Raw genomic sequence first — 20,899 nt, forward strand, 5'->3', positions numbered from 1 at the left:
ACGGAGAAGACGGGCGGAGCGGACCCGATCGGGCTGTGGCGCAGCTTGGTAGCGCACTTGACTGGGGGTCAAGGGGTCGCAGGTTCAAATCCTGTCAGCCCGACAAAAGCCCAGGTGAGAGCTGTTTCTCACCTGGGCATTTGTCGTTTCTGGTCGTTGCTGCGCGCCATTTCGACGGAGCGTTTGGACACTAGAGCCCTGCAGATCGATGGCGATGGCGCCAGGTCTGGCAGTGATGACACCTTGAGAACCGCGGGGTTTCGGGCTTTGTCGGTTACGGGCGTGTGCGTGAGTCGCGGACTTGAAGTGGGGACTCTTTGGAACAGCCTGTGACACCGGTCGGCTGGCCGGAGACGGCGGAACCCCTGAGTAGCGGCCTCGTCGTGAGCGCTCTCTCGCCCATTCGCAAACGCTCGGATCTGCAGCAGCCCGAGGATCTCTGGTGGCAGCACTGGCGGGCGGTCACAGGCGACAGCCCTCCACGGTCGAACGTGGGGACACGCGGAGGGTCGAGTCGCAGGTAAGGACGGGACTCACCGGGTTTCACCGGGGCTCCGCTATGGGCCAGGCCGGAAGCAGAGAGCGACTGGACCCGCTCGTCACCCGCCGCTGTCACACCAGGTGATGCCGCTCGGTCAGTGGGGATGAGGGGCTGCGAGAACCACGGCGCAGCCCCTCATCCCCCAGATTCCAGAGAGGTGTTTCCCATGAAGGTTGTCGTCATCGGTGGGACCGGACTGATAGGTTCCAAGGTCGTCGAGAAGCTCAACGCCCACGGGCACGACGCGAGCCCCGCCGCCCCGCAGACCGGCTGCAACACGATCACCAACGAGGGGGTGACGGAGGCGGTCGCCGGAGCAGAGGTCCTGATCGACGTGTCCAACTCCCCGTCGTTCGCGGACGACGACGTCATGAACTTCTTCGTGACGTCGACCAACAACCTGATCGCCGCGGCGAGGGAGGCGGGGGTCAAGCACTACGTCGCCCTGTCGATCGTCGGCGACGACCGGCTGCCGGACAGCGGGTATCTGCGTGCCAAGGTCGCGCAGGAGAAGCTGATCGTGGAGTCGGGCATCCCCTACACGATCGTCCGCGCTACCCAGTTCTTCGAGTTCTCCACCGCCATCGCCAACTCCTCCATGATCGACGGTAAGGCGCACCTGTCGACCGCCTACTACCAGCCGATGGCCTCCGACGACGTCGCCACGGCGGTCGGGCGGGCAGCGGCCGGCGAGCCGGTGAACGGCATCGCGGAGACGGGCGGCCCCGAGAAGGTCCGCATGTCGGAGTTCATCGCGGCGGCGCTGGCTCGCACGGGGGACGAGCGGGAGATCGTCGCCGACCCGAGCGCGAAGTACTTCGGGACCGTGCTGAAGGACGACGACCTCGTCCCCGGCCCCGACGCGGTCCTGGGCACGACGAGCTACGAGGAGTGGCTCGCCGGCTCCGGCCGCTGACCGAACGCTCGTCGTCCTGAGTCTTCCCCTCTCGGGGCGGCGAGCTGTCCGGTGCCTGGGCGTGCCCGCCCGGGCACCGGACGAACCTCGTTCGCCACCGTGCGGAAGATGTCGTGCCAGTGTGACGGACGGACCCGAGGAGACCGACATGGTGGGGCTCGACACGATGAATGCGGCCTACGTCGAGAGTCGTGGCCCGGCGAGCAGCATCCAGTACGGCCAGGTCCCCGTGCCCCGCTGCGGCCCGACCGACGTGCTCGTGCAGGTCGAGGCGGTGGCTGTGAACGCCGTCGACACCTTCGTGCGGTCCGGTGCCTATCAGACGGCGATGCCGTTCCCGTTCGTCGTCGGACGGGACCTCGTGGGCACGGTCGTGGCGTGCGGATCGGGCATCACCGGCTTCAGGTCAGGCGACCTCGTCTGGACGAACAGCCTGGGACACGGTGGACGCCAGGGCGCGGCCGCCCAGTTCGCCGTCGTCGCCGCGGACAGGCTGTACCACGCGCCGCCCGGCGCAGACCCTGTTGAGCTGGTCGCTGTCGTCCACCCGGCCGCGACCGCATACCTGGGGATCGTGGTGCACGGCCGCGCCCGGGCCGGCGAGACGGTCCTGGTCGCCGGAGCGGCGGGCCACGTGGGACGGGCGGCGACGGTCTTCGCGACCCGCGTCGGAGCGAGCGTCGTCGCGACGGCCAGCGCGACGGACCTCGACGCGTGCCGGCGGCTCGGCGCGCGCGAGGCCTTCGACTATCGCGATCCGCGGTTGGGCTACCTGCTGCGCGATGCGGCACCTGATGGCGTCGACGTGCACCTGGACACGTCCGGCCACCATGATCTCGAGCTCGCGGTCGAACTTCTGGCACAGAGGGGACGCGTCGTTGTCATGGCCGGCCTGTCCGAACATCCCGGTCTTCCGGTCGGGTCTCTCTACACCCGGGACGGTCGCATCGTCGGGTACGCCATCAGCAACGCGTCGACGACGGAGCTTGCCGCTGCTGCGGAACTGATCAACGAGCTCGCGGGCGAGGGAACGTTGGAACCCGGCCCGATCGAGGAACTTCCCCTCGATCGGGCCGGTGAGGCACACGCACGCCTGGAGACCGGGCAAGCGGCTGGAGTTCGCCTCGTCCTGAGGCCTGCGCACGGGTAAGTCTCAGATGTCGCCGATAGCGCGCATGCCGTAGTCCCACAGTCTGTCGGCGGACCCCGGATCCAGCGCGTGCTCCGCGACGCCACCGGGCTCTTCGTCGTCGGCCCGTACCGTGCGCGCCTCCTGGTTGTCCTCGAAGTAGCAGCCGGTCACATCCTTGAGGAGAGGCGACGTGGCCAGCAGCACGGACGTGGCGGCACCCTGCTCGGGCGTCTTGTAGTACGGCAGAGGCGTCAGCTTGCCTTCGCTGTCCATGACGCCGAACGCGCGCATCGTGTCGTCGTCCACGTGCCGCTGCAGGCGGGTGAGGATATATCCCGGGTTGGCGGAGTTGGCGGTGATGCCGTCCCGCATCCAGCGGCGCGCCCCCACGGTGAACAGGACGTCCGCCGACTTGGACTGCCCGTAGGCGCCCCATGGGTCGTACTGCCGTCGCTCGTATTGCGGGTCCTCGAAGTCGAAGGGCGAGTCTCGGTGCGCGCCGGAGCTGACGACGACGACGCGCGAGGACCCGGCCTCCCGCAGCGCTCCGTGAAGACCGACCGCCAAAGCGAAGTGGCCGAGGTAGTTCGTCGCGAGCTGGAGCTCCCAGCCGGCCGGCGAGAGCGTGCGTTCGGGTAGTGCGAGGATGCCGGCGTTCGCCACGAGGATGTCCAGCGGTCCGCTCCACGCCCGGACGAAGGACCGGACCGAGGCGAGGTCGGACAGGTCAAGTGCCTCGACGCGCACCCGCGCGGCTTGGTGCTCGGAGCTCAGCTCCTGGAGGAGCGCATCCGCCGACCGCGGGCGCCGGGTGGCGATCGTGACCTCCGCGCCGGCGGAATGTAGGGCGCGTACCGTCTCGGCGCCGAGGCCTGTGCTGCCTCCGGTGACCACGGCGCGTCGGCCAGTGAGGTCGATGCCGTCGACGACGTCGCGGGCGCTGGCCTTGGGGGTGAACGGGGTCGTCACTCGACGGAGATCGTCGGTTGTCACGTGTCTGCTCTCCTGGGATAGGTGGGGGCCTGGATTCAGGCTAGGCCGCAAGTGTTGGACGATCTATATTCGAAGGTCTAGCAAACGTTCGTGATCGTCCAGCCTGATCGGGATGCCGATGGATCCGCTCGAAGACGTTCTGACCCTGCTCTCGCCGCGCAGCCATCTCTCCGCCCGCCTTGCCGCCGGGGGAACGTGGGCGCTGCGGTTCGAGCCGCCGGAGGGAGTGAAGTTCAACGCCGTACGTCGTGGCTCGTGCGTGCTCGAGGTTGACGGGGTCGAGGGGGTGATCGAGCTGTCGCAGGGGGATTGCTACCTGCTCACGCGCCCTGCCCCCTTCGTGCTGCGAAGCGACCCGGCCGCCGTTCCTGTCGACGCGGGGCCGGTGTTCGCGCGGGCGGAACACGGTGTCGCCCGGGTGGGCTACGGCGATGGGGTACTGCTCGTGGGTGGCGAGTTCTCCTTCGGAGCGCGCGCTCGGGAGCTCCTGATCGGCCGGCTGCCGCCAGTGGTTCACATCCCGGCGGGCAGTCGACATGCGGAGACGGTGGCGTGGGCGTTGTCCGAGATCGAGGACGAGCTCACGCACAGGCCGATGGCCTCGAGCGTGGTCGCCGAGCATCTCGCCACGGTCATGCTCGTCCATGTCCTGCGCCTGCACATCGCGCGGGACCCTCGCCCCGCGTCGGGCTGGATGGCGGGTCTCAGAGATCCCGTCGTGGCCGCTGCGCTCGCGCAGATGCACGGGGACCCGGCGCACCCGTGGACCGTGGCGGAGCTGGCGGCGCGGGCGTCGGTCTCTCGCTCCACCCTGGCCTCGCGGTTCAAGACCCTCGTGGGGATCGGGCCCCTGGACTACCTCACCCGTTGGCGTATCGAGCTCGCGGCTCGTCAGCTGCACGACGGGCAGATGACGGTCGCCAGTGTCGCCCACTCGGTGGGCTACGGCACGGAAAGCGCCTTGAGCGTGGCGTTCAAGCGGGTCCTCGGGATGTCCCCGAGTGTCTATCGGCGTCGGCAAGGGACAACGTGATGCCGTTGACGGCGAAGGTGGGTGGCCGCCGTGGCGGCCACCCACCTGGGGTTCCACGAGGCGCCGGGGTGCGGCGCCTCAGGCGGCGTCGTGCGCGGCGCCGGCGGTCCTGAACTCCCTGAGCGCCTCGAGGATGGTGCCCGTGACCTCGTAGGGGCGCGAGACGGCGATCGCGTGCGAGGCGCCGGACACCTCGTTGACGCTTCGAGCACGCGCACGCTGGGCCTCGAGACGCAGCTCTGCCGCCGGGATGTTGCGGTCCTGGTCGCCGAAGACGAACCACGACGGCAGGGTCTGCCAGGCGGGCGAGCTGGTGGGCAGCCCCTCGCTGAGCGCCACCTCGGTCACGGGGCGCTGGGTGCGGCCCATGTTCTGGGCGACGACTGCGGGGACGTCGGCTGCGAACTGGTCGTGGAACGCGTCGAGGCGGATCGTGAACTCGTTGCCCCCCGTGGACACCGGGTAGGCCGTGAGGGCGTCGCCCAGGGTGCTCCCGGGGACGTGGGTCGAGAGCTCGAGCGCGCTTTCCCCATGGTCCGGGGCGAACGCCGAGACATAGACGAGCCCGACGACCGCCGGGTTGTCGGCGGCTGCCTCGGTGATCACGATTCCGCCGTACGAGTGGCCGACGAGCAGTACGGGCTTGCCGAGGCCGGAGATCACGTCGCGCAGGTAGGCCGCGTCGCTGGTGACGCTGCGCAGAGGGTTGGCGATCGCGATTGTGTCGATGTCGAGCTCGTGGAGCCGGTCGATGACGCCGTCCCAGCTGGCGGACTCGGCGAACGCGCCGTGCACGAGCACGACGGTCGGGACTTGGGTACTCATGAGGGTTCTCCTGTCGTGAAGAGGTCAGCGTCCGTGGAGCACGGTGCGGAGGATGCCGACGGCCTGCGCGATCGCGCCGCTCGAGGCGGCCGACGGACGCAGCGGGTTGAGCATCATGAAGTCGTGGATGGTCGCGTTGTACCGGACGGTCGTGGTCCGGACACCGGCCTCGATGAGCTTGCGCGCGTAGGCCTCACCCTCGTCGCGCAGGACGTCGTTCTCGTCGACCACCACGAACGCCTCGGGCAGTCCAGCCAGGTCCGCGAGCGTGGCGCGCAGGGGCGACGCGGTGATCTCGGCACGCTTGGACAGGTCCGGCAGGTACGCGTCCCAGAACCACGCCATGGACTTCGCGAGCAGGAACGGCCCCTCGGCGAACTCCACGTAGCTGGCCGAGTCCTGCGCGGCGTCCGTCACCGGGTAGTAGAGCGACTGGTGCACGAAGGTCACGTCGCCACGCTGCTTGGCCATGATCGTCAGCGCCGCGGCCATGTTGCCGCCCACGGAGTCGCCGGCGACGGCGATCCGCTCGGGGTCGATGCCCAGGTCGGCTCCGTGGGCCATGATCCACTGCGCGGCCGCGTACCCCTGCTCGATCGCGACCGGGTACTGCGCCTCTGGCGACCGGTCGTACTCCACGAAGGCGACGGCGGCGTTGGCGCCGGTGGCGAGATCCCGCACCAGCCGGTCGTGGGTCCCGGCGTTGCCGAGGACCCAGCCGCCGCCGTGCATGTAGAGGATGGCGGGCAGAGGGGCGGCGGTCCCGGTCGGCTTGACGACGCGCACGTGCACCTCGCCGACGTGCGCCGGGACGACGATCCACTCCTCCTCGACGTCGGGCTTGGAGGTCGGGAGGGCCTGGAGGTCGTCCAGGACCTTCCTCGCGTCGTCGGGCGTCATCTCGTAGAAGAACGGCGGCTTCGCGGTCGCGTCGGCGATCGTCTGCGCCTCGGGCTCGAGGTAGTGGTTGCTCATGGTCTTTCCTTTCGGGAGAGCTGCGGTCAGCGGGTGGCGCGCACTGCCGCGGTGATGGTCCGGGTGACCTGGGTGGGGTGAGTGATGGGGCCGAGGTGGCCGGCGTGGTACCGGACGACGGTCGATCCGGCCTTGTCGGCCATGTCCTCCTGCGCGCTCGACGGGATCACCCGGTCCTCGGTGCCGATCAGGTACCAGCTCGGGATCGACTCCCACGCGGGCTTTCCGGAGGGCTCGTTCAGCGCTCCGAACGTGACGGGCCGCTGTGTCGCCCACAGTGCGAGCGCACGGTCACGGCTCAGGCCGGTGGCGAAGGACCGCAGGAACGTCGTGGACTTCAGGTACACGTCGGTCTCGGGCGTCGGCGGTAGCGCGGCGGGGACAAAGTCGAAGATCGTCGTCGGGTCGGACACCGACAGCGCCGAGTCGGGACCCGCGAGCTCCGCGACCGTCTCGCCCTCGGCGGGCACCGAGCCGTTGACGAACACCAGGGCCTGGACGGCCGGGTCCCCGGCGGCGGCGTTGGTGATGACAGCGGCCCCGTAGGAGTGCCCGACGAGGACGATCGGCCCGTCGATGGTGGCGAGGAGCGTCTCGAGGTAGTCGGAGTCCGACTCGAGGGACCGCAGCGGGTTCGCCGGCGCGATCACGCGGTATCCGTCGGCCTGCAGCTGTCGGACGACGCCGGTCCAGCTCGACGCATCGGCCCACGCACCGTGGACCAGGACGATCGTGGGCTTCGAGCCGTGGCGCTCGCTGGTGTGGGCGTCCGCAGCCCCGGGGAGCGCGGCCACCGAGCCGATGGTGAACAGACTGACCAGCATCGCGAGGCCGGCTCGGCGGCGTGCCCTGCGCCGCGCCCTGCGAAGTGCGGAGCGAGTTGTCACGGTCATGAGAAGTCTCCCGTTCGGAGGGCGGAACCGCTGGGCGATGGCCCTCGCGGGACGGCGGATGTCGTCGCACTGATCGACCGGGCGTCCAGCACCTGCGTGACACGCGCCGTCGGCGGGAGCCCTCTCGGGCGGATCCCGGGAGGCCTCTACTCGACGAGCTTCCCGTCGGCCGAGACGTCGTGCATCCGTTCGGCGATGTCGGTCGGGATCGGCGAGATGGCCTCCCGCTGCACGCCGTGGGCGGGGGACCACACCAGGTTGACCTGCAGCTCCGGATCGAGGTCGGGATAGTCGGACCGGTTGTGACAACCGCGCGACTCCCGCCGCTCCAGCGCGGACTCCAGCGTGGCCCGGGCCGAGAGGACGGCAGAGCGAAGGTCGAAGGCGTGCGCGAGGTCCTGGTATCCGGCGATGTCGATGTGCACGCCGGCATGCGACATCCGGTCCTCGACCTCGTCCAGGGCAGCGAGCCCGGCGCGCAGGCCGACCTCGTCGCGGACGACTCCCGCGTGCTCCGTCATCAGGTCTCGGACGCTGCGCTGCATCGCCCGGACGTTCTGGTCGCCGTCGGCGTCGAGCAGCATGTCGATCGACGAGTCGGCATCCCGGATCGCCCCGAGCGACCGCCGCTGCGTCGCGAGCCCCGCCGAGTACTCGGCGGCCGAGCGACCGGTGATCCGGCCGTAGACCAGGAGCTCGATGAGAGAGTTCCCGCCGAGCCGGTTCGCGCCGTGCAGCCCGCTCGAGGCCTCCCCGATGGCGAAGAGCCCGTCGACGTCGGTGCTGTGATCCTCCGGGCGTACCCAGACGCCGCCCATCGAGTAGTGGGCCGTCGGGGCGACCTCGATCGGGTCGCGCGTGACGTCCAGCATCTGCAGCTCCAGCAGCGTCTGGTAGACGCGCGGCAGCCGCGTGAGGATCGTCTCGCGCGGCAGGTGGGAGAGGTCCAGCCAGACGCCGCCGGAACGGCTTCCCCGACCCTCCTTGATCTCCGTGTACGACGCGAGCGCGACCCGATCGCGTGTCGACAGCTCCATGCGCTCGGGGTCGTACCGGGCCATGAATCGTTCGCCGAGGTTGTTGAGCAGGACTCCGCCCTCGCCACGTGCGGCCTCGCTGACGAGCGTTCCCGCGGCGTTCTCCGGCTCGACCAGCCCCGACGGGTGGAACTGCACCAGCTCGGCGTCGCGCAGCCTGGCCCCCGCGTCGGCAGCGAGGCGGAACGCATCGCCGGTGTTCTCGTCGCGGCGGGACGACGTGCGCCGCCAGATGCGGGTATGCCCGCCCGCGGCGAGGATCACGGCATCGGCGTGGATCAGGTATCGCGATCCGTCGGTGAGGTCGAAGCCGTACGCGCCGAAGACGACCCCGTCGTTCACCAGCAGCTGCGTGATGTAGACGGTCGACAGCACCGGGATGTCCAACTGGGACGCGCGGTGGACGAGGGTCCGCTGGACCTCCAGTCCCGTGTAGTCGCCCACGAAGGCGGTGCGCCGGTAGGTGTGCGCGCCGAAGTACCGCTGCGCGATCCGTCCGTCGGGCTGCCGGTCGAAGCGCATGCCGTACCGCTCCAGGTCGTCGATGCCCCGCGGCGCGCTCTGGGCCACGACCTGAACCGTCCGGGGGTCGGCCAGCAGGTAGCTCTCCTGGAGCGTGTCCGCCGCGTGCTGCTCCCAGGTGTCAGCGGGGTCCGTCGTCGCCAGTGCGGCATTGATGCCGCCTGCCGCGAGCGACGTATGGGCGTCGGACGCCGGCCGTTTGCCCACCGCGAGCACGGCGACCCCCGACTCCGCGAGCTCGATGGCGGCGCGAAGTCCTGAACCTCCGGTCCCGATCACGACGACCGAGGTGGCGAGCTGATGGACGCGTGGAGACACGATTCCTCCTGAGACAGACGTGTGGTCGTCTTGGTCGACCGTGCGACGTCGCCGCATGTGACAACCCGGGTAATCTGCCTCCGAGGGCGGCCACAGACGTGACGCTCGCCGCGAGCCCAGGAGTCCGATGAGCACCAAGTCGCTGCCGAAGCTGGTCGGACGGGTACCCGAGCGTGCGGTCCTGGACGATCTGCTCGTCCGCCTTCGCAGCGGGGACTCGGCCGTTCGGGTTCTGCGAGGTGCGGCCGGAGAGGGAAAGACGGCACTGCTCGACTACGTGACCGCCCAGGCATCGGGGATCACGGTGACTCGGGCGCAAGGCGTCGAGGCTGACATGGAACTGCCATACGCCAGCCTGCACCAGTTGTGCACCCCGTTCCTCAGCGAGATCCCCGCCCTGCCCGGGCCACAGCGTGACGCCCTCCAGGTCGCCTTCGGCATCGCGGCCGGTGACCCGCCCGACCGGTTCCTGGTCGGGCTGGCCGTGCTGACCCTGCTCACCCGGGCATCTGAGCCCAGGCCGGTGCTCGTCGTGGTAGACGACGCGCAATGGTTGGACCAGGTCTCGCGTCAGACGCTCGAGTTCGTGGCCCGACGGCTGCTTGCCGAGTCCGTCGCGATGGTCTTCGCCGTTCGGGAGCCGGAAGGGACGGCAGCGCTGACCGGGCTCGCCGAGCTCAAGGTCGAGGGACTCGACCCGGTCTCCGCCGGCGAGCTGCTCGACATCGCGGTCGGTGGTGGACTGGAGGGGCCGGTCCGGGAGCGGCTGGTCGCGGAGACCCATGGGAATCCGCTCGCGCTGCTCGAGCTCTCACGCGGTCGCAGCGGGGCGGAACTGGTCTACGGCCTGGATGCTGCCGACACGCCGTCGGTCTCGAGCCGTGTGGAGGAGGACTTCGCACGCCGGCTGGAGTCCCTCCCAGCATCGACGCGGACTCTGTTGCTCCTGGCCGCCGCCGAGCCCGTGGGTGACAGCCGGTTGCTTCAACGGGCGGCCGGTCACCTGGGCATCACGCCAGATGCCGCGCCGGCCAAGGCCGCCGGGCTCATCGAGTTCGGCGAGTCGATCCGGTTCCGCCATCCCCTCGCTCGCTCCGCCGTCTACCGTGCGGCGACACCGCAGGAGCGCCGCAGCGTTCATCGGGCGCTCGCGTCCGCCACGGATCCCAAGCTGGAGCCCGACCGGCGAGCGTGGCACGCCGCGCAGTCGTGCGACGGTCCCGACGAGAAGGTCGCCGAGGCGTTGGAGCAGGCGGCCGATCGAGCGCGGCAACGCGGTGGCATGGCAGCCGAGGCAGTGCTCCTCGAGCGGGCTGCCGACCTGACGCCCGACCAGGGACTGCGGGGACGCCGGGCCCTTGCCGCGGCGGAGGCGCACTTCTCCGCCGCGTCTCCCGACCGTGCCACGGAGATGGCGTCCGTCGCGGATCTCTGCCCGTTGAGCCCGCTCGACCGTGCTCGGCTCACCCGCTTGCGCGCACGCGTCCTGTTCGCGCGAAGTCGGAGCGACGAGGCCGCCCCGCTTCTCCTGGACGCCGCGTCGACGTTCGCGACGGAGAAATCCGCGCTGGCGCGCGAGACCTACCTCGAGGCGATCAGCGCGACGGTCTTCTCCGGCCGGGTCCACGGGCCGTCCGGTGCCGTCGCCGCCGCGTCGGCGGCGCGCGAGCTCGGCGCGGCAACGCCGGGCTCTGCCCCGTCCGACGTCCTGCTGGACGCTGTGGCGATGCTGCTCTCCGACGGCCCGGGCGAGGGCGTTCCGGCCCTGAGAGCCGCGCTCGAGCCGTTCGCGCACGAGGTGCTCGACGGCCGCGACGCCACGATGAGGTGGCTCCTGTTGGCGCCGGTCGCGTTGGAGGCGTTCATCCACCACGCATGGGACCTGAACGCGTGGGACGTCCTGTCCGCCCGCGCCGTGCGCCTGGCCCGAGACATCGGAGCCCTCGGGGTGTTGCCGCCCGCGCTCATCTACGCGAGCGGCGTGGACATCCACCACGGCGACCTGACACGGGCCGCCGGCCTGATCGACGAGGCCGACGCGATCGCCGCTGCGACCGGCAACGCCCCGCACGCCTACGCCGCGCTCGTCCATGCGGCGTGGCGGGGCGTCGAGGGCCCCGCCACAGCCCTCATCGACGAGGCACGTCACCGAGCCACGGAGCGCGGTGAGGTGTCCCTCCTCGGCGTGACGGGATACGTCCAGGGAGTGCTGTTCAACGGGCTGGCGCGGTACGACGAGGCTCTGGCGGCCTCGCAGACCGGAATCGACCACGACGGGTTCAACTTCACGGGCCTGTCGTTGGTCGAACACATCGAGGCCGCAGTGCGCTGCGGTGCGCCGGAGCAGGCGGAGCAGTCCTTCGCTCGCCTCGATGCGCTGACACTGGCGGCCGACACCGGGTGGGCGCAGGGGATCCGGGCACGGTGTGCCGCTCTCGTCGGCGCCGGCGGCGAGCCCGACGCGCTCTACCGCAGCGCCCTCGAACACCTGAGACGAGACCGGGTCGTCGTCGAGGTCGGACGGACCCACCTCCTGTACGGCGAATGGTTACGCCGGGAGGGCCGACGTTCGGACGCCAGGGAACAGCTCCGGGCGGCGCACGACATGTTCGAGGAGATGTCGGCGAGAGCCTTCGCCGAGCGAGCACGCCGTGAGCTGCTCGCCACGGGCGACCAGGTTCGGGTGCGCAGCGTAGAGCCAGCGGCGCGCCTGACTGCTCAGGAGGCGCAGATCGCCGCGTTGGCAGCAGACGGCATGACGAACCCGAAGATCGGCGCGGAGCTCTTCCTCAGCCCGCACACGGTCGAATGGCACCTTCGCAAGGTGTACGTGAAGCTCGGCATCTCCTCCCGCCGCGAGCTGCCCGGCGCGCTCGCTGCGATCGAACCCGACGGTGTGACCCGCGGTATACGCACGCCCGCGTGACCCGTCTGTCGGCGACAGGCTCCCGCACCCGTCATAGGCGATGACCTGCGAAGATACTGATTTCCCCATGGTCCGTGGTGGCACACCACGGGTACCCCCACGGACTCGCCCACGCACTCGACCACGGACTCCCGTGGCGCGGTGATCGGTGCCGCGGACGAAAGGTGAATGCACCGCCCTTGGAGGGCGACGGTCATTCTCCGAAGGAGTCCGAGATGTACGCACCGAGCACCGACACCACGCCGACGATCGTGATAGCCGAGGAACCGTCCGAGGGGACTGACGCACCCGACATCGAGCTGCAGCAGGCGATCGCGTTCTTCGTCACGCAGCGTCCCCGGCTGTTCCGCATCGCCTACCGCGTCACCGGCGGCGATGTCTCGAGCGCCGAGGACGTGGTGCAGGAGGCGTGGCTGCGATGGCAGCGCACCGACAGGGGCGCGATCAAGAACCCCGAGGCGTTCCTGACCACGACGACCACCCGGCTGGCGATCAACGTCATTCAGTCGGCCCACCACCGCTACGAGGCACCGAGCGAGACCATCGCGGCCGAATCGGGGGACACGGTGTCCGACCCGTCCGGACAGGCCGACCAGTCGGCGGCCGTCGAGCAGGCCCTCGCCGTGCTGATGGCGCGGCTGACCCGGGCGGAGCTCGCCGCTTACCTGCTGCGGAGCATGTTCGACTACTCCTACGCAGACGTCTCGCGGCTGCTGCGCACGAGCGCCGTCAACGCGCGACAGCTGGTGAGCCGAGCCCGGTGGCGCATCGAACGGGGCACGGAGCGCTCCGCGGTGGAGCCTCGGTCCCACCGCCGCCTCGTGACGGCCTTCCTGACGGCCAGCCGTACGGGTGAGTTCGAGAGCCTGGAGCGATGCCTCGCCCACTACGTGCGCCCGGCGCTGAGCCTCGCGTCGGCACCCTCGAGGAAGCTTGCCGACATGCGCCGCGGGGCGACGCCCGCGCTGGCCGCATGAGCGTACTCGCCACTGGAACGGGCACGCCGATACCACGGCCGCCGCGCCGCGCAGGTCGCTGGCGCGACGCGCTGGGCGTCGGGCGCGGCAGGATAATCTCGGTGACCATGCAGCGATCTGGCGAGGCGTCGGGAAGGCTCCTAGGCCGGCGTCGCGAGTGCGCCGTCGTGGACGACCTCCTGCAGGCCGCCAGGGACGGCCAGGGCGCATCCATGGTCCTTCGTGGTGAACCCGGCATCGGCAAGTCCGCGCTGATCGAGTTCGCGCGTGCCAGCGCGCAGGGATTCAGGGTCATCAGCGTCGCCGGCGTAGAGGCGGAGACGGAACTAGCCTTCGGCGGGCTGCACCAGCTGTGCGCGCCGTTGCTTGACCGATTCGCTCAGCTTCCTGCGCCGCAGCGGGCGGCGCTGGAGATCGCGTTCGGGATGAGCGCGGGCAGTCCTCCCGATCGATTTCTCGTCGGGCTGGCCGTCCTCAGCCTGCTGGGTGACGCCGCCCAGGACGAGCCCGTGATCTGCCTCGTCGACGACGCCCAGTGGCTCGATGAGATCTCTGCGCAGACGCTCGCCTTCGTCGCACGCCGACTGGTGGCCGAGCGGGCGGTTCTGTTGTTCGCCGAGCGCGTGCCGGCTCCACGCGCATACTTCGAGCGGCTGCCCGCGCTGCAGATCGTGGGACTTGCGGATCACGACGCCCGTGCGCTTCTGCAGACTGTCGCGCCCGGCCAGCTCGACATCCGAGTCCGTGAGCAGATCCTTGCCGAGGCGCGAGGCAATCCGCTCGCCATCCTGGAGCTACCCCGCGACCGGACGCCTCTGAGCGCTGCCGACCCGGTGGGGACCGGTGGACAACCGTTGGCGAGCCGCATCGAGACGGGGTTCCTGCACAGGATCGGGAACCTCGCGCCCGCCACACGGCAGCTGCTGCTCGTCGCGGCGGCCGAACCCGTGGGAGACGCGGCGCTTTTACAACGCGCGGGCGAGAGAATGGGCATCGACGTCGACGAGGCGGCACGGGAGGCGGAGAACGCCGGGCTGGTCACCAGGCGCGGGATGGTTCGCTTTCGCCACCCGCTGGTCCGGTCGGCGGCCTATCGCGGGGCGACACCCCAGGAGCGCCGACGCGCGCATCAGGCGCTCGCGGACGCCATCGACCCGGCGCAAGACCCGGACCGCCGCCTGTGGCACCTGGCCAGCGCTGCACCGGAGCCTGCCGAGAGCGTCGCGACCCAGATGGAGCAGGCGGCGTCGCGCTCGATGGAGCGCGGCGGCGTCGCGGCCGCCGCGGCATTCCTGGACCGAGCGTCGCGGCTCACCCCTGATCCTGCGCAACGAGGAAAGCGTGCGCTCGCGGCCGCCCAAGCCAAGAGCCAGGCCGGCGCCTACGACGAGGCGCTGGAACTGCTCGACATCGCCAGTCTCAGCCCGCTCAGCGCCTATGACGAGGCCAGGACGGACCTGGTGCGTGGCCGGCTGCAGTTCTTCTCTCGGAGCGCGGCCAAAGGACTTCCCCTGTTACTTTCCGCCGCAGGACGCCTGGAGAGGTTCGACCCGAAGCTGGCCAAGGAGACATACCGCGACGCCATGTACGCGGCTCTGACGGCCGGCAAGCTCGCCGGAGGGTCCATCGAGCAGGTCGCGTCGGCGGTGCTGAACACGACGATCTCGAGCGAGCCCACCCGAGCCGATCTGCTCCTCGTGGGGCTGTCTCGCGTGATTGCTGACGGGTACGCCGCGGGCCTTCCGCAGATCCAGCGAGCTCTCACGAGCTACCGGACAGCGGCGCTGCCACCGGATGAGGCGCTCGGCTGGCTGCCGCTCGTGTGCCGCGTGGCTCACAACGCCTGGGACTTCGACACCTGGTCATCGCTCTCCGGATCCCTGGTCGAACTGGCGCGTGGCACCGGCGCCCTGTCAGTGCTCCCGTCGGCGCTGCTGCTGCGCCTGTCCAACCGGGTGTTCGCCGGGGAGCTCGCCGTGGCCGACGCGCTCGTGTCGGAGGCGGCGAACGTGGGCGACGTCACCGGCAGCAACGTCCTGGCCCACTATGCGGCGTTGGTCGTCGACCCGTGGAAGGGCCGGGAGTCGCAGGCGTTACGGACCATCCAGACGGTCACCGACGACTTCCTCCTGCGTGGCGAGGGGAAGGTCTCGACGGCGACCGGCTGGGCGGCTGCCGTGCTCTACAACGGTTTGGGCCGCTATGACGAGGCGTTCGACGCGGCTCGGCGCGGTGCGTCCTATCCCACCGAGATGGGTCTGTCGTCGTCCGCGATGGTCGAGCTCGTCTGGGCGGCGGCACATCTGGGCCGCCCGGGGGATGTGATCGCCGAGGCGAGGCGTGTCGTCGAGATGGCGGCGGCGAGCGGCACCGACTGGGCACTCGGGACCGCGGCGCTCGTCACTGCCATGGTCGGCAACGAACGTGACACGGACGGGCGGTACCGGGAAGCGATCGAGCGGCTGGAGCGGGGCGGTACGCGCATGTTCGTCGCCAGGGCGCACCTGTCGTACGGCGAGTGGCTCCGCCGTTCGGGACGGCGATCCGAGGCGCGGCGGAACCTGGATCTCGCCCACCGGATGCTGAGCACGTTCGGAGCGGCCGCGTTCGCCGAGCGCGCCCGTCAGGAACTCGCCGCTGTCGGGGTGCAGATGCCCAAGCCGTCGCAGGACGCGAGCGCCGGCGTCGTCGATCTGACGCAGCAAGAGGCTCGCATCGCGCAGCTCGCGGCTGACGGTCTGACGAACCCCGAGATCGGCGCCCAACTCTTCCTGAGCGCACACACCGTCGAGTGGCACCTGCGCAAGGTCTTCTCGAAGCTGGGCATCAGCTCGCGCAAGGACATCGGCGCACGGTTCGCGGATCTACAGGCCTGACAGTCGACAGACGTCAGGGGAACGGGTTCGCGGTCAACGGGCAGTCGGTGCCCGCAACGCGTCGACGAACAGGCCGACCATCGCCGCTATGTGGTCGGACTCGGCGTCGTACCCCGGTTCGGTCGCGACGGAGAGCATCACGCCTAGGAGAAGTGATGTGGCGCCCTGCGGGCTGACGTCCGCGCGGAGCGAGCCGCTGCGGGCGCCAGAAGCGAGGAATTCGGCGACGACCCTCGTGAGCACCTGGCGGGTGTGCGGGGCGGGGATGGTGCCGCTCGCCATGCCGGAACGGAGGGCTGGCCTCAGGCCGGGCTGGGTCGTCGTGAAGCGCACGTAGCGCTCGGCCCAGGTGCGGAGTGCCTCGTCGGGCGGGAAGTCATCGAGCAGCCCCGGTGCCGTTGCAGCCAGCTGGTCCAGCTCGGCGCTGTAGACAGCCTCGATGAGCGCTCCGAGGTTCGGAAAGTGGCGATAGAGCGTCCCGACCCCCACCCCTGCGTCGCGGGCGACGCCCTCGCACGTCAAGGCGCCCTGGTCATGCGCCAGAGCCGACCGCGCTGCGTCGACGAGTCGGTCGCGGTTGCGCTGTGCGTCTGCGCGCAGCGGCCGTGGCGTCCCGTCCGCCGCCCCGGTGGGCGAACTTACGTCGTGTGTCCGTGGCAACTTCAATCGGAAGCCCTTCCGGTGTGGGGTAACGTATCTAAGCGGAAGGTCTTCCGCTTAGTGCCATGCTCCCACAGGAACTGAGGTCGTGACCATGACAGCTCTCATCCCCGCTGCTTCCGCCGGTCCGTCCGGCGCTCGGCGAGCCGAGATCGCGGGCCGGGCCGTTTCGGCTGTCGGCTACGGCGCGATGCAGCTCGGTCGTCTGCGCCAGGATCGCGCTGCGGCCCTCTCGCTGGTTCGCCGAGCGTTCGAGCTCGGTGTCGACCACGTCGACACAGCACAGTTCTACGCCGACGGGTGGGTCAACGGGCTTCTGCGCGAGGCGCTCCGGGCCCACGACGGGGTCGTCGTCGCGACCAAGGTCGGCGTCGAGCCGAGCGAGGCCGGCATGCGACCCGCCCAACGACCGGAGCAGCTGCGCGCGGGCGTCGAGGAGAACTTGCGCGGCCTGGGGGTCGACCAGGTCTCGGTCGTCCACCTGCGACGCATGGACGGGCTACCGATCCCTGACGAGCAGAGGGTCGACGTCGACGACCAGCTCGCCGAGCTCATCAGGATGCGTGACGAGGGCCTAGCTGGCGCGATCGGGCTGAGCAACGTCAGCCTGGACGTCGTCCAGCGTGCGCTGCCCGCCGAGGTCGCGAGCGTGCAGAACAACTACAGTGTCGTGGCTCGCGACGGTGAAGACCTCCTGAAGCTGACGATCGACGAGCAGATCGCCTGGGTGCCGTTCTATCCGCTCGGCGGCACGGTGTCGGGCGCGCCGAAGGTGACCGACGAGCCCGTGGTGCGATCCGCGGCAGCGCGTCTCGGGCTCACGCCGGCCCAGGTGGGACTGGCCTGGCTCCTCCATCGCGCGCCGAATGCCCTGCTCATCCCTGGCACGGCCTCGATCGAGCACCTGCGGGACAACGTCGCGGTGGGTGAGATCGTGCTCGACGACTCGACGCTCGAAGCGCTGGACTCCGTCTGGACCGATCCTTCGGTGGCAGGGCGGTAACCCGGCTTCTGTGTCAGGACGACCCGGCTGTCACGGATCGTCGGCCGGCCCGGTCGAATCTTCTGTCGCACGACGCTCTGCCCCTCCGTGGGCGGGTCCATTGCAGGGGAGGCGGAAGTTCACATGCTGAGCAAATGGGAAGAGCGCCGGCTGGCGGACATCGGATACGAGCTTCGCCTCGACCGCGCGCTCGAGCGGGTGATCGGCGCGCCGACCCGCAGCGAGCTCCGCCGGCTGGCCTTCAGGAGGCGCTGGGCGGCGTTCAAGCGGAGATGGTTCACGCCCTGGCCGTGACGGCGTGTCTCGGTGACAAGGGGGGCGAGTCATCCGCGTGACGAAGTCCGGTGACGAGGAGCGAGAGAAAGTATGGCCAGCGTCCCGGGTCGCCGGTCGCGCATGCGCCTTGATACGCGGCGGTCATCATCCCGACCACCACTCGGCCAGTGACGTCAGCACGTACCGCGCCGGCCTCCACCGCGCGGCGGGCCAGGAGGTCGGCGACGTTCTCGAGGCGCATCCGCCGTTCCGTCAGGCCCGGGATCGCGAGCTCTGCCGTCGACGCGAGTTGGCAGAAGGCCTGATCTCGTGCCTGCAGCCTGATCCCGGCGGCAACGAACTCCCGTAGTGCCTGCAGCGGGTCGGTCGCGTCGAGCAGGCCCTCGGCCTGTTCGACGAGCTCGTTGACCAGGCCGGCGACGACGGCAGAGACCAGGTCCTCCTTCGAGGCGAAATGCCGGAAGACCGTGCCCTTGGCGACTCCCGCTCGATCGGCGATGTCGGACACCGACGCGCTCAGGCCTGAACTTGCCAGGACGCTGGCGGCGGCCGAGATGACCGCCTCGCGGTTACGTGCAGCATCCGCGCGCATCGCGACCACCTCCTTCGCCGGGCACGCTAGCAGAACATGACCCATCGGTCATGTTTTAGGTAGCCTCTAACATGACTGCCCGGTCATCTTGGGGAGTGGAAGAGGAGCAAGCAATGGACATGACGGATCGCAAGGTGCTGGTGGTGGGGGCCTCGTCGGGCATCGGCGCGGCAGTCGCTTGCACGCTTGCCTACGCCGGGGCCAGTGTCGTCGCCGCGGGGCGCCGGATGGAGCGTCTCAAGGAGGTCGCTGCTCAGTCCGACGCTCTGCCCGGCACGATCATGCCGCTGACTCTCGATGTCGCCGACGAAATCTCCGCGCGGACGGGCGTCGCGACTGCTGCCGAGATGCTCGGGGGGATCGACGCCGTGGTCAACAACGCGGGCGTCATGCTCACCGGACCCGTGCAGCACGCCGACCCGGGGGAGTGGGAGCGCATGATGCGCACGAACCTGCTGGGCACGATGCACGTGTCGCACGCCGCACTTCCACACCTCATCGCCAGCCGGGGGACCCTGGTGCAGACGTCGTCGACGTCGGGCCGAACGGCATCGGCCGGCGCCGGTGTCTACGCCGCAACCAAGCACGGTGTGAACGCCTTCTCGGAGGCCCTGCGCCAGGAGGTTGCGCATCAGGGGGTTCGTGTGGTTCTCGTCGAGCCCCGGCATGGTCGACACCGAGCTGGCGAGCCACCTCAGCGACCCGGCCATGCGCGAGTTCGCCGCACGGATGGCCGGGGAGATCCGGATCCTGGATCCGCAGGACGTTGCCGAGGCGGTCCTCTTCGCGGTGACCCGCCCGCCTCACGTGTCGATCAGCGAGCTGCTCATACGGCCGACGGAGCAGGCGCACTGATGGACGAAGGCCGCCCGGGACGCCGGGCAAGGGCGTCACGAGCGGCGTGCTCGTGTCAGGCGACCCGGCGCGTCGGGCCGTCGTCCGTCGTCGCCGGCCTCGGATCCGCGGGTGTCGCAGCGACGAACGCTGCGCGCGGTCTCTGCACCGATGCCAGCGAGACGATGTCGCGCCCGAAGAGCGAGGCCGTCAGCCACACGGCGAGAACGCGTACCTTTCGCTCCCAGGTGGGGATAGCGAGCACGTGGTAGCCGCGGTGCATCAGCCACGCGAGGAACCCGCGCACGACCACGCGGCGGTACTGGAAGATGCCGGAGCCGAGTCCGAGCGTCGCGACGACCCCGAGGCTCCCGTGCACGTACGGACGGGTGCGTCGGCTCCGGCGGCTGGCGACCAGGTTGCGAGCCAGGCGCCGGCCCTGACGGACGGCGTGCTGGGCGTTCGGGACGGCGAGGGCGCCCGGCCGCGGTACGGCGAGGTCGGGCACGGCAGCGCCGTCTCCTGCGGCCCAGGCGTCGTCGACGGGGTGGTCAGGGGTGCCGACACGCAGGTCCGGCCTGACGACGACGTAGCCGCGGGCGTCGACGGGCAGGTCCGTGTGAGTGGCGACGACAGGGTTCGCGGCGTTTCCGGCCGTCCAGACCAGGAGCCCCGAGGGGAAGGACTCTCCGCTCGAGAGCTCGACGACGCCGTCAGCGGCTGAGGTCAGCGCCGTCTCGAGGTGCACGCGAGCACCGCGCCGCTCGAGCAGGCTCGCCACCCAGCGGCCCGGACCGTCGGTCACCTCCGGCAGGATCCGGGGGCCGCGCTCCACGAGGTGGAACTGCAGCTCCGTCGCATCGATCTCCGGGTAGGCGCGGAGCAGGTCGTGCGCCAGCCTCTGGAGCTCGGCAAATCCTTCGACCCCGGAGAAACCGCCACCGACGAACGTCACCGTCAGGAGACGGCCACGCTCCCGACCGTGGGGCAGCCCGGCAGCCCGGTCGAACGACGTGAGGAGCCGATCCCGGATCGCCACGGCCTCCTCGACGTGCTTCATGCCGATCGCATGCTCGGCCACGCCGGGCACGGGGAAGACGCGGGTGACGGCTCCTGCGGTCACGATGACCGTGTCGTAGGAAAGCCGGAAGGTATCGCCGGACCGGGGCCGCACGACGACGACGTGATCGGCATGATCGATTCGCTCGACAGTCCCCTCGATGACCCGCGTGCGGTGCAGGTGCCGACGATGCGACACCGCGGCATGGCGCGCTTCCACGGATCCCGCCACGACTTCTGGAAGGAACGGCTGGTAGGTCATGTAGGGGCGCGGATCCACCAGGGCGAGCTCGATGTCGCCGCGGCGCAGCTCCTGGCCCAGGTGCTTCTCGAGCTCCCGGGCCGCGGTGAATCCCGCGTACCCGCCACCGACGATGACGATGCGTTCCATCTGTTCCTCCCCAAGCACCACCGCGGCGCTCTCACACGTTCGACCACGTGGCCGCGCGGTTCGTGACGTGAGGTTCGCCATGCGTCCTGGGCATCGTGCTGCGGCCCTGCCGGCCACGTA

General features: G+C 70.1%; 17 protein-coding genes, 1 tRNA gene and 1 pseudogene. 11 read left to right on the forward strand and 8 right to left on the reverse strand.

Translation table 11 applies throughout. From position 1 onward, the window contains the following. Positions 1-29: 29 nt before the first annotated feature. From LEP48_RS09545 to LEP48_RS09555, 3 genes are all read left to right on the forward strand, one after another. Positions 30-103: transfer RNA gene (locus LEP48_RS09545), tRNA-Pro, on the forward strand. 604 nt (positions 104-707) lie between these two features. Then, positions 708-1,457: an SDR family oxidoreductase gene (locus LEP48_RS09550; RefSeq protein ID WP_225565346.1), complete on the forward strand. Its 750-nt coding sequence runs from the start codon at positions 708-710 to the stop codon at positions 1,455-1,457. 148 nt (positions 1,458-1,605) lie between these two features. Continuing rightward, a complete protein-coding gene (locus LEP48_RS09555) occupies positions 1,606-2,607 on the forward strand; it encodes an NADPH:quinone reductase (RefSeq protein WP_225565347.1) in 1,002 nt (333 codons plus the stop codon). Positions 2,608-2,610: 3 nt separating this feature from the next. On the opposite strand, the gene LEP48_RS09560 is transcribed toward LEP48_RS09555, so the two are convergent. Further along, positions 2,611-3,558 carry an SDR family NAD(P)-dependent oxidoreductase gene (locus tag LEP48_RS09560; RefSeq protein WP_225565348.1) on the reverse strand — a complete coding sequence of 316 codons (948 nt, stop codon included), beginning with the start codon at positions 3,556-3,558 and terminating at the stop codon, positions 2,611-2,613. A gap of 142 nt (positions 3,559-3,700) precedes the next feature. On the opposite strand from LEP48_RS09560, the gene LEP48_RS09565 reads away from it, so the two are divergent. Next, on the forward strand, positions 3,701-4,615 hold the full coding sequence (locus tag LEP48_RS09565; protein WP_225565349.1) for an AraC family transcriptional regulator: 915 nt from the start codon (positions 3,701-3,703) through the stop codon (positions 4,613-4,615). 78 nt (positions 4,616-4,693) lie between these two features. Here the strand turns inward: LEP48_RS09565 and LEP48_RS09570 are convergent, their stop codons facing one another. The 4 genes from LEP48_RS09570 to LEP48_RS09585 form a co-directional block, all read right to left on the reverse strand. Next, complete coding sequence (locus LEP48_RS09570; protein ID WP_225565350.1) at positions 4,694-5,440, reverse strand: alpha/beta fold hydrolase; 747 nt, start codon at positions 5,438-5,440, stop codon at positions 4,694-4,696. 24 nt (positions 5,441-5,464) lie between these two features. Then, a complete protein-coding gene (locus LEP48_RS09575; RefSeq protein WP_225565351.1) occupies positions 5,465-6,415 on the reverse strand; it encodes an alpha/beta hydrolase in 951 nt (316 codons plus the stop codon). 26 nt (positions 6,416-6,441) lie between these two features. Beyond that, positions 6,442-7,209, reverse strand: coding sequence for an alpha/beta fold hydrolase (locus LEP48_RS09580; protein ID WP_225565352.1), 768 nt, complete (start codon positions 7,207-7,209; stop codon positions 6,442-6,444). A gap of 245 nt (positions 7,210-7,454) precedes the next feature. Continuing rightward, positions 7,455-9,185 carry an L-aspartate oxidase gene (locus tag LEP48_RS09585; RefSeq protein WP_225565353.1) on the reverse strand — a complete coding sequence of 577 codons (1,731 nt, stop codon included), beginning with the start codon at positions 9,183-9,185 and terminating at the stop codon, positions 7,455-7,457. Between the two features lie 127 nt (positions 9,186-9,312). Between LEP48_RS09585 and LEP48_RS09590 the strand changes: the two genes are divergently transcribed. The 3 genes from LEP48_RS09590 (at position 9,313) to LEP48_RS09600 (ending at position 15,964) form a co-directional block, all read left to right on the forward strand. After that, positions 9,313-12,111 carry a helix-turn-helix transcriptional regulator gene (locus tag LEP48_RS09590; RefSeq protein WP_225565354.1) on the forward strand — a complete coding sequence of 933 codons (2,799 nt, stop codon included), beginning with the start codon at positions 9,313-9,315 and terminating at the stop codon, positions 12,109-12,111. Between the two features lie 215 nt (positions 12,112-12,326). After that, a complete protein-coding gene (locus LEP48_RS09595; RefSeq protein ID WP_225565355.1) occupies positions 12,327-13,088 on the forward strand; it encodes a sigma factor in 762 nt (253 codons plus the stop codon). Between the two features lie 107 nt (positions 13,089-13,195). Continuing rightward, a complete protein-coding gene (locus LEP48_RS09600) occupies positions 13,196-15,964 on the forward strand; it encodes an ATP-binding protein (protein WP_225565423.1) in 2,769 nt (922 codons plus the stop codon). A 33-nt stretch (positions 15,965-15,997) separates the two neighbouring features. On the opposite strand, the gene LEP48_RS09605 is transcribed toward LEP48_RS09600, so the two are convergent. Further along, entirely contained in the window at positions 15,998-16,630 is a 633-nt protein-coding gene (locus LEP48_RS09605) for a TetR/AcrR family transcriptional regulator (RefSeq protein ID WP_308010001.1), read from the reverse strand. Positions 16,631-16,718: 88 nt separating this feature from the next. Here LEP48_RS09605 and LEP48_RS09610 point away from each other — a divergent pair, with 88 nt between their 5' ends. Together LEP48_RS09610 and LEP48_RS09615 are read left to right on the forward strand one after the other, a co-directional pair. Beyond that, entirely contained in the window at positions 16,719-17,627 is a 909-nt protein-coding gene (locus tag LEP48_RS09610; protein WP_255641056.1) for an aldo/keto reductase, read from the forward strand. A gap of 123 nt (positions 17,628-17,750) precedes the next feature. Continuing rightward, positions 17,751-17,921, forward strand: coding sequence for a hypothetical protein (locus tag LEP48_RS09615; RefSeq protein ID WP_225565357.1), 171 nt, complete (start codon positions 17,751-17,753; stop codon positions 17,919-17,921). On the opposite strand, the gene LEP48_RS09620 is transcribed toward LEP48_RS09615, so the two are convergent. Then, positions 17,905-18,495 (reverse strand): TetR/AcrR family transcriptional regulator, encoded by a 591-nt coding sequence (locus LEP48_RS09620; protein WP_225565358.1) that lies wholly within the window; start codon positions 18,493-18,495, stop codon positions 17,905-17,907. The genes LEP48_RS09615 and LEP48_RS09620 overlap by 17 nt on opposite strands. 119 nt (positions 18,496-18,614) lie before the next feature. On the opposite strand from LEP48_RS09620, the pseudogene LEP48_RS18940 reads away from it, so the two are divergent. Together LEP48_RS18940 and LEP48_RS09630 are read left to right on the forward strand one after the other, a co-directional pair. Next, positions 18,615-19,148 (forward strand): annotated as a pseudogene (locus LEP48_RS18940) (SDR family oxidoreductase); the annotation flags it as partial. A 13-nt stretch (positions 19,149-19,161) separates the two neighbouring features. Further along, positions 19,162-19,350 carry a Rossmann-fold NAD(P)-binding domain-containing protein gene (locus LEP48_RS09630; protein ID WP_225565426.1) on the forward strand — a complete coding sequence of 63 codons (189 nt, stop codon included), beginning with the start codon at positions 19,162-19,164 and terminating at the stop codon, positions 19,348-19,350. 55 nt (positions 19,351-19,405) lie between these two features. On the opposite strand, the gene LEP48_RS09635 is transcribed toward LEP48_RS09630, so the two are convergent. Beyond that, on the reverse strand, positions 19,406-20,779 hold the full coding sequence (locus tag LEP48_RS09635) for an NAD(P)/FAD-dependent oxidoreductase (RefSeq protein WP_225565359.1): 1,374 nt from the start codon (positions 20,777-20,779) through the stop codon (positions 19,406-19,408). Positions 20,780-20,899 lie beyond the last annotated feature (120 nt).

The organism is Isoptericola luteus (assembly GCF_020297055.1).
Lineage (GTDB): Bacteria > Actinomycetota > Actinomycetes > Actinomycetales > Cellulomonadaceae > Isoptericola > Isoptericola luteus.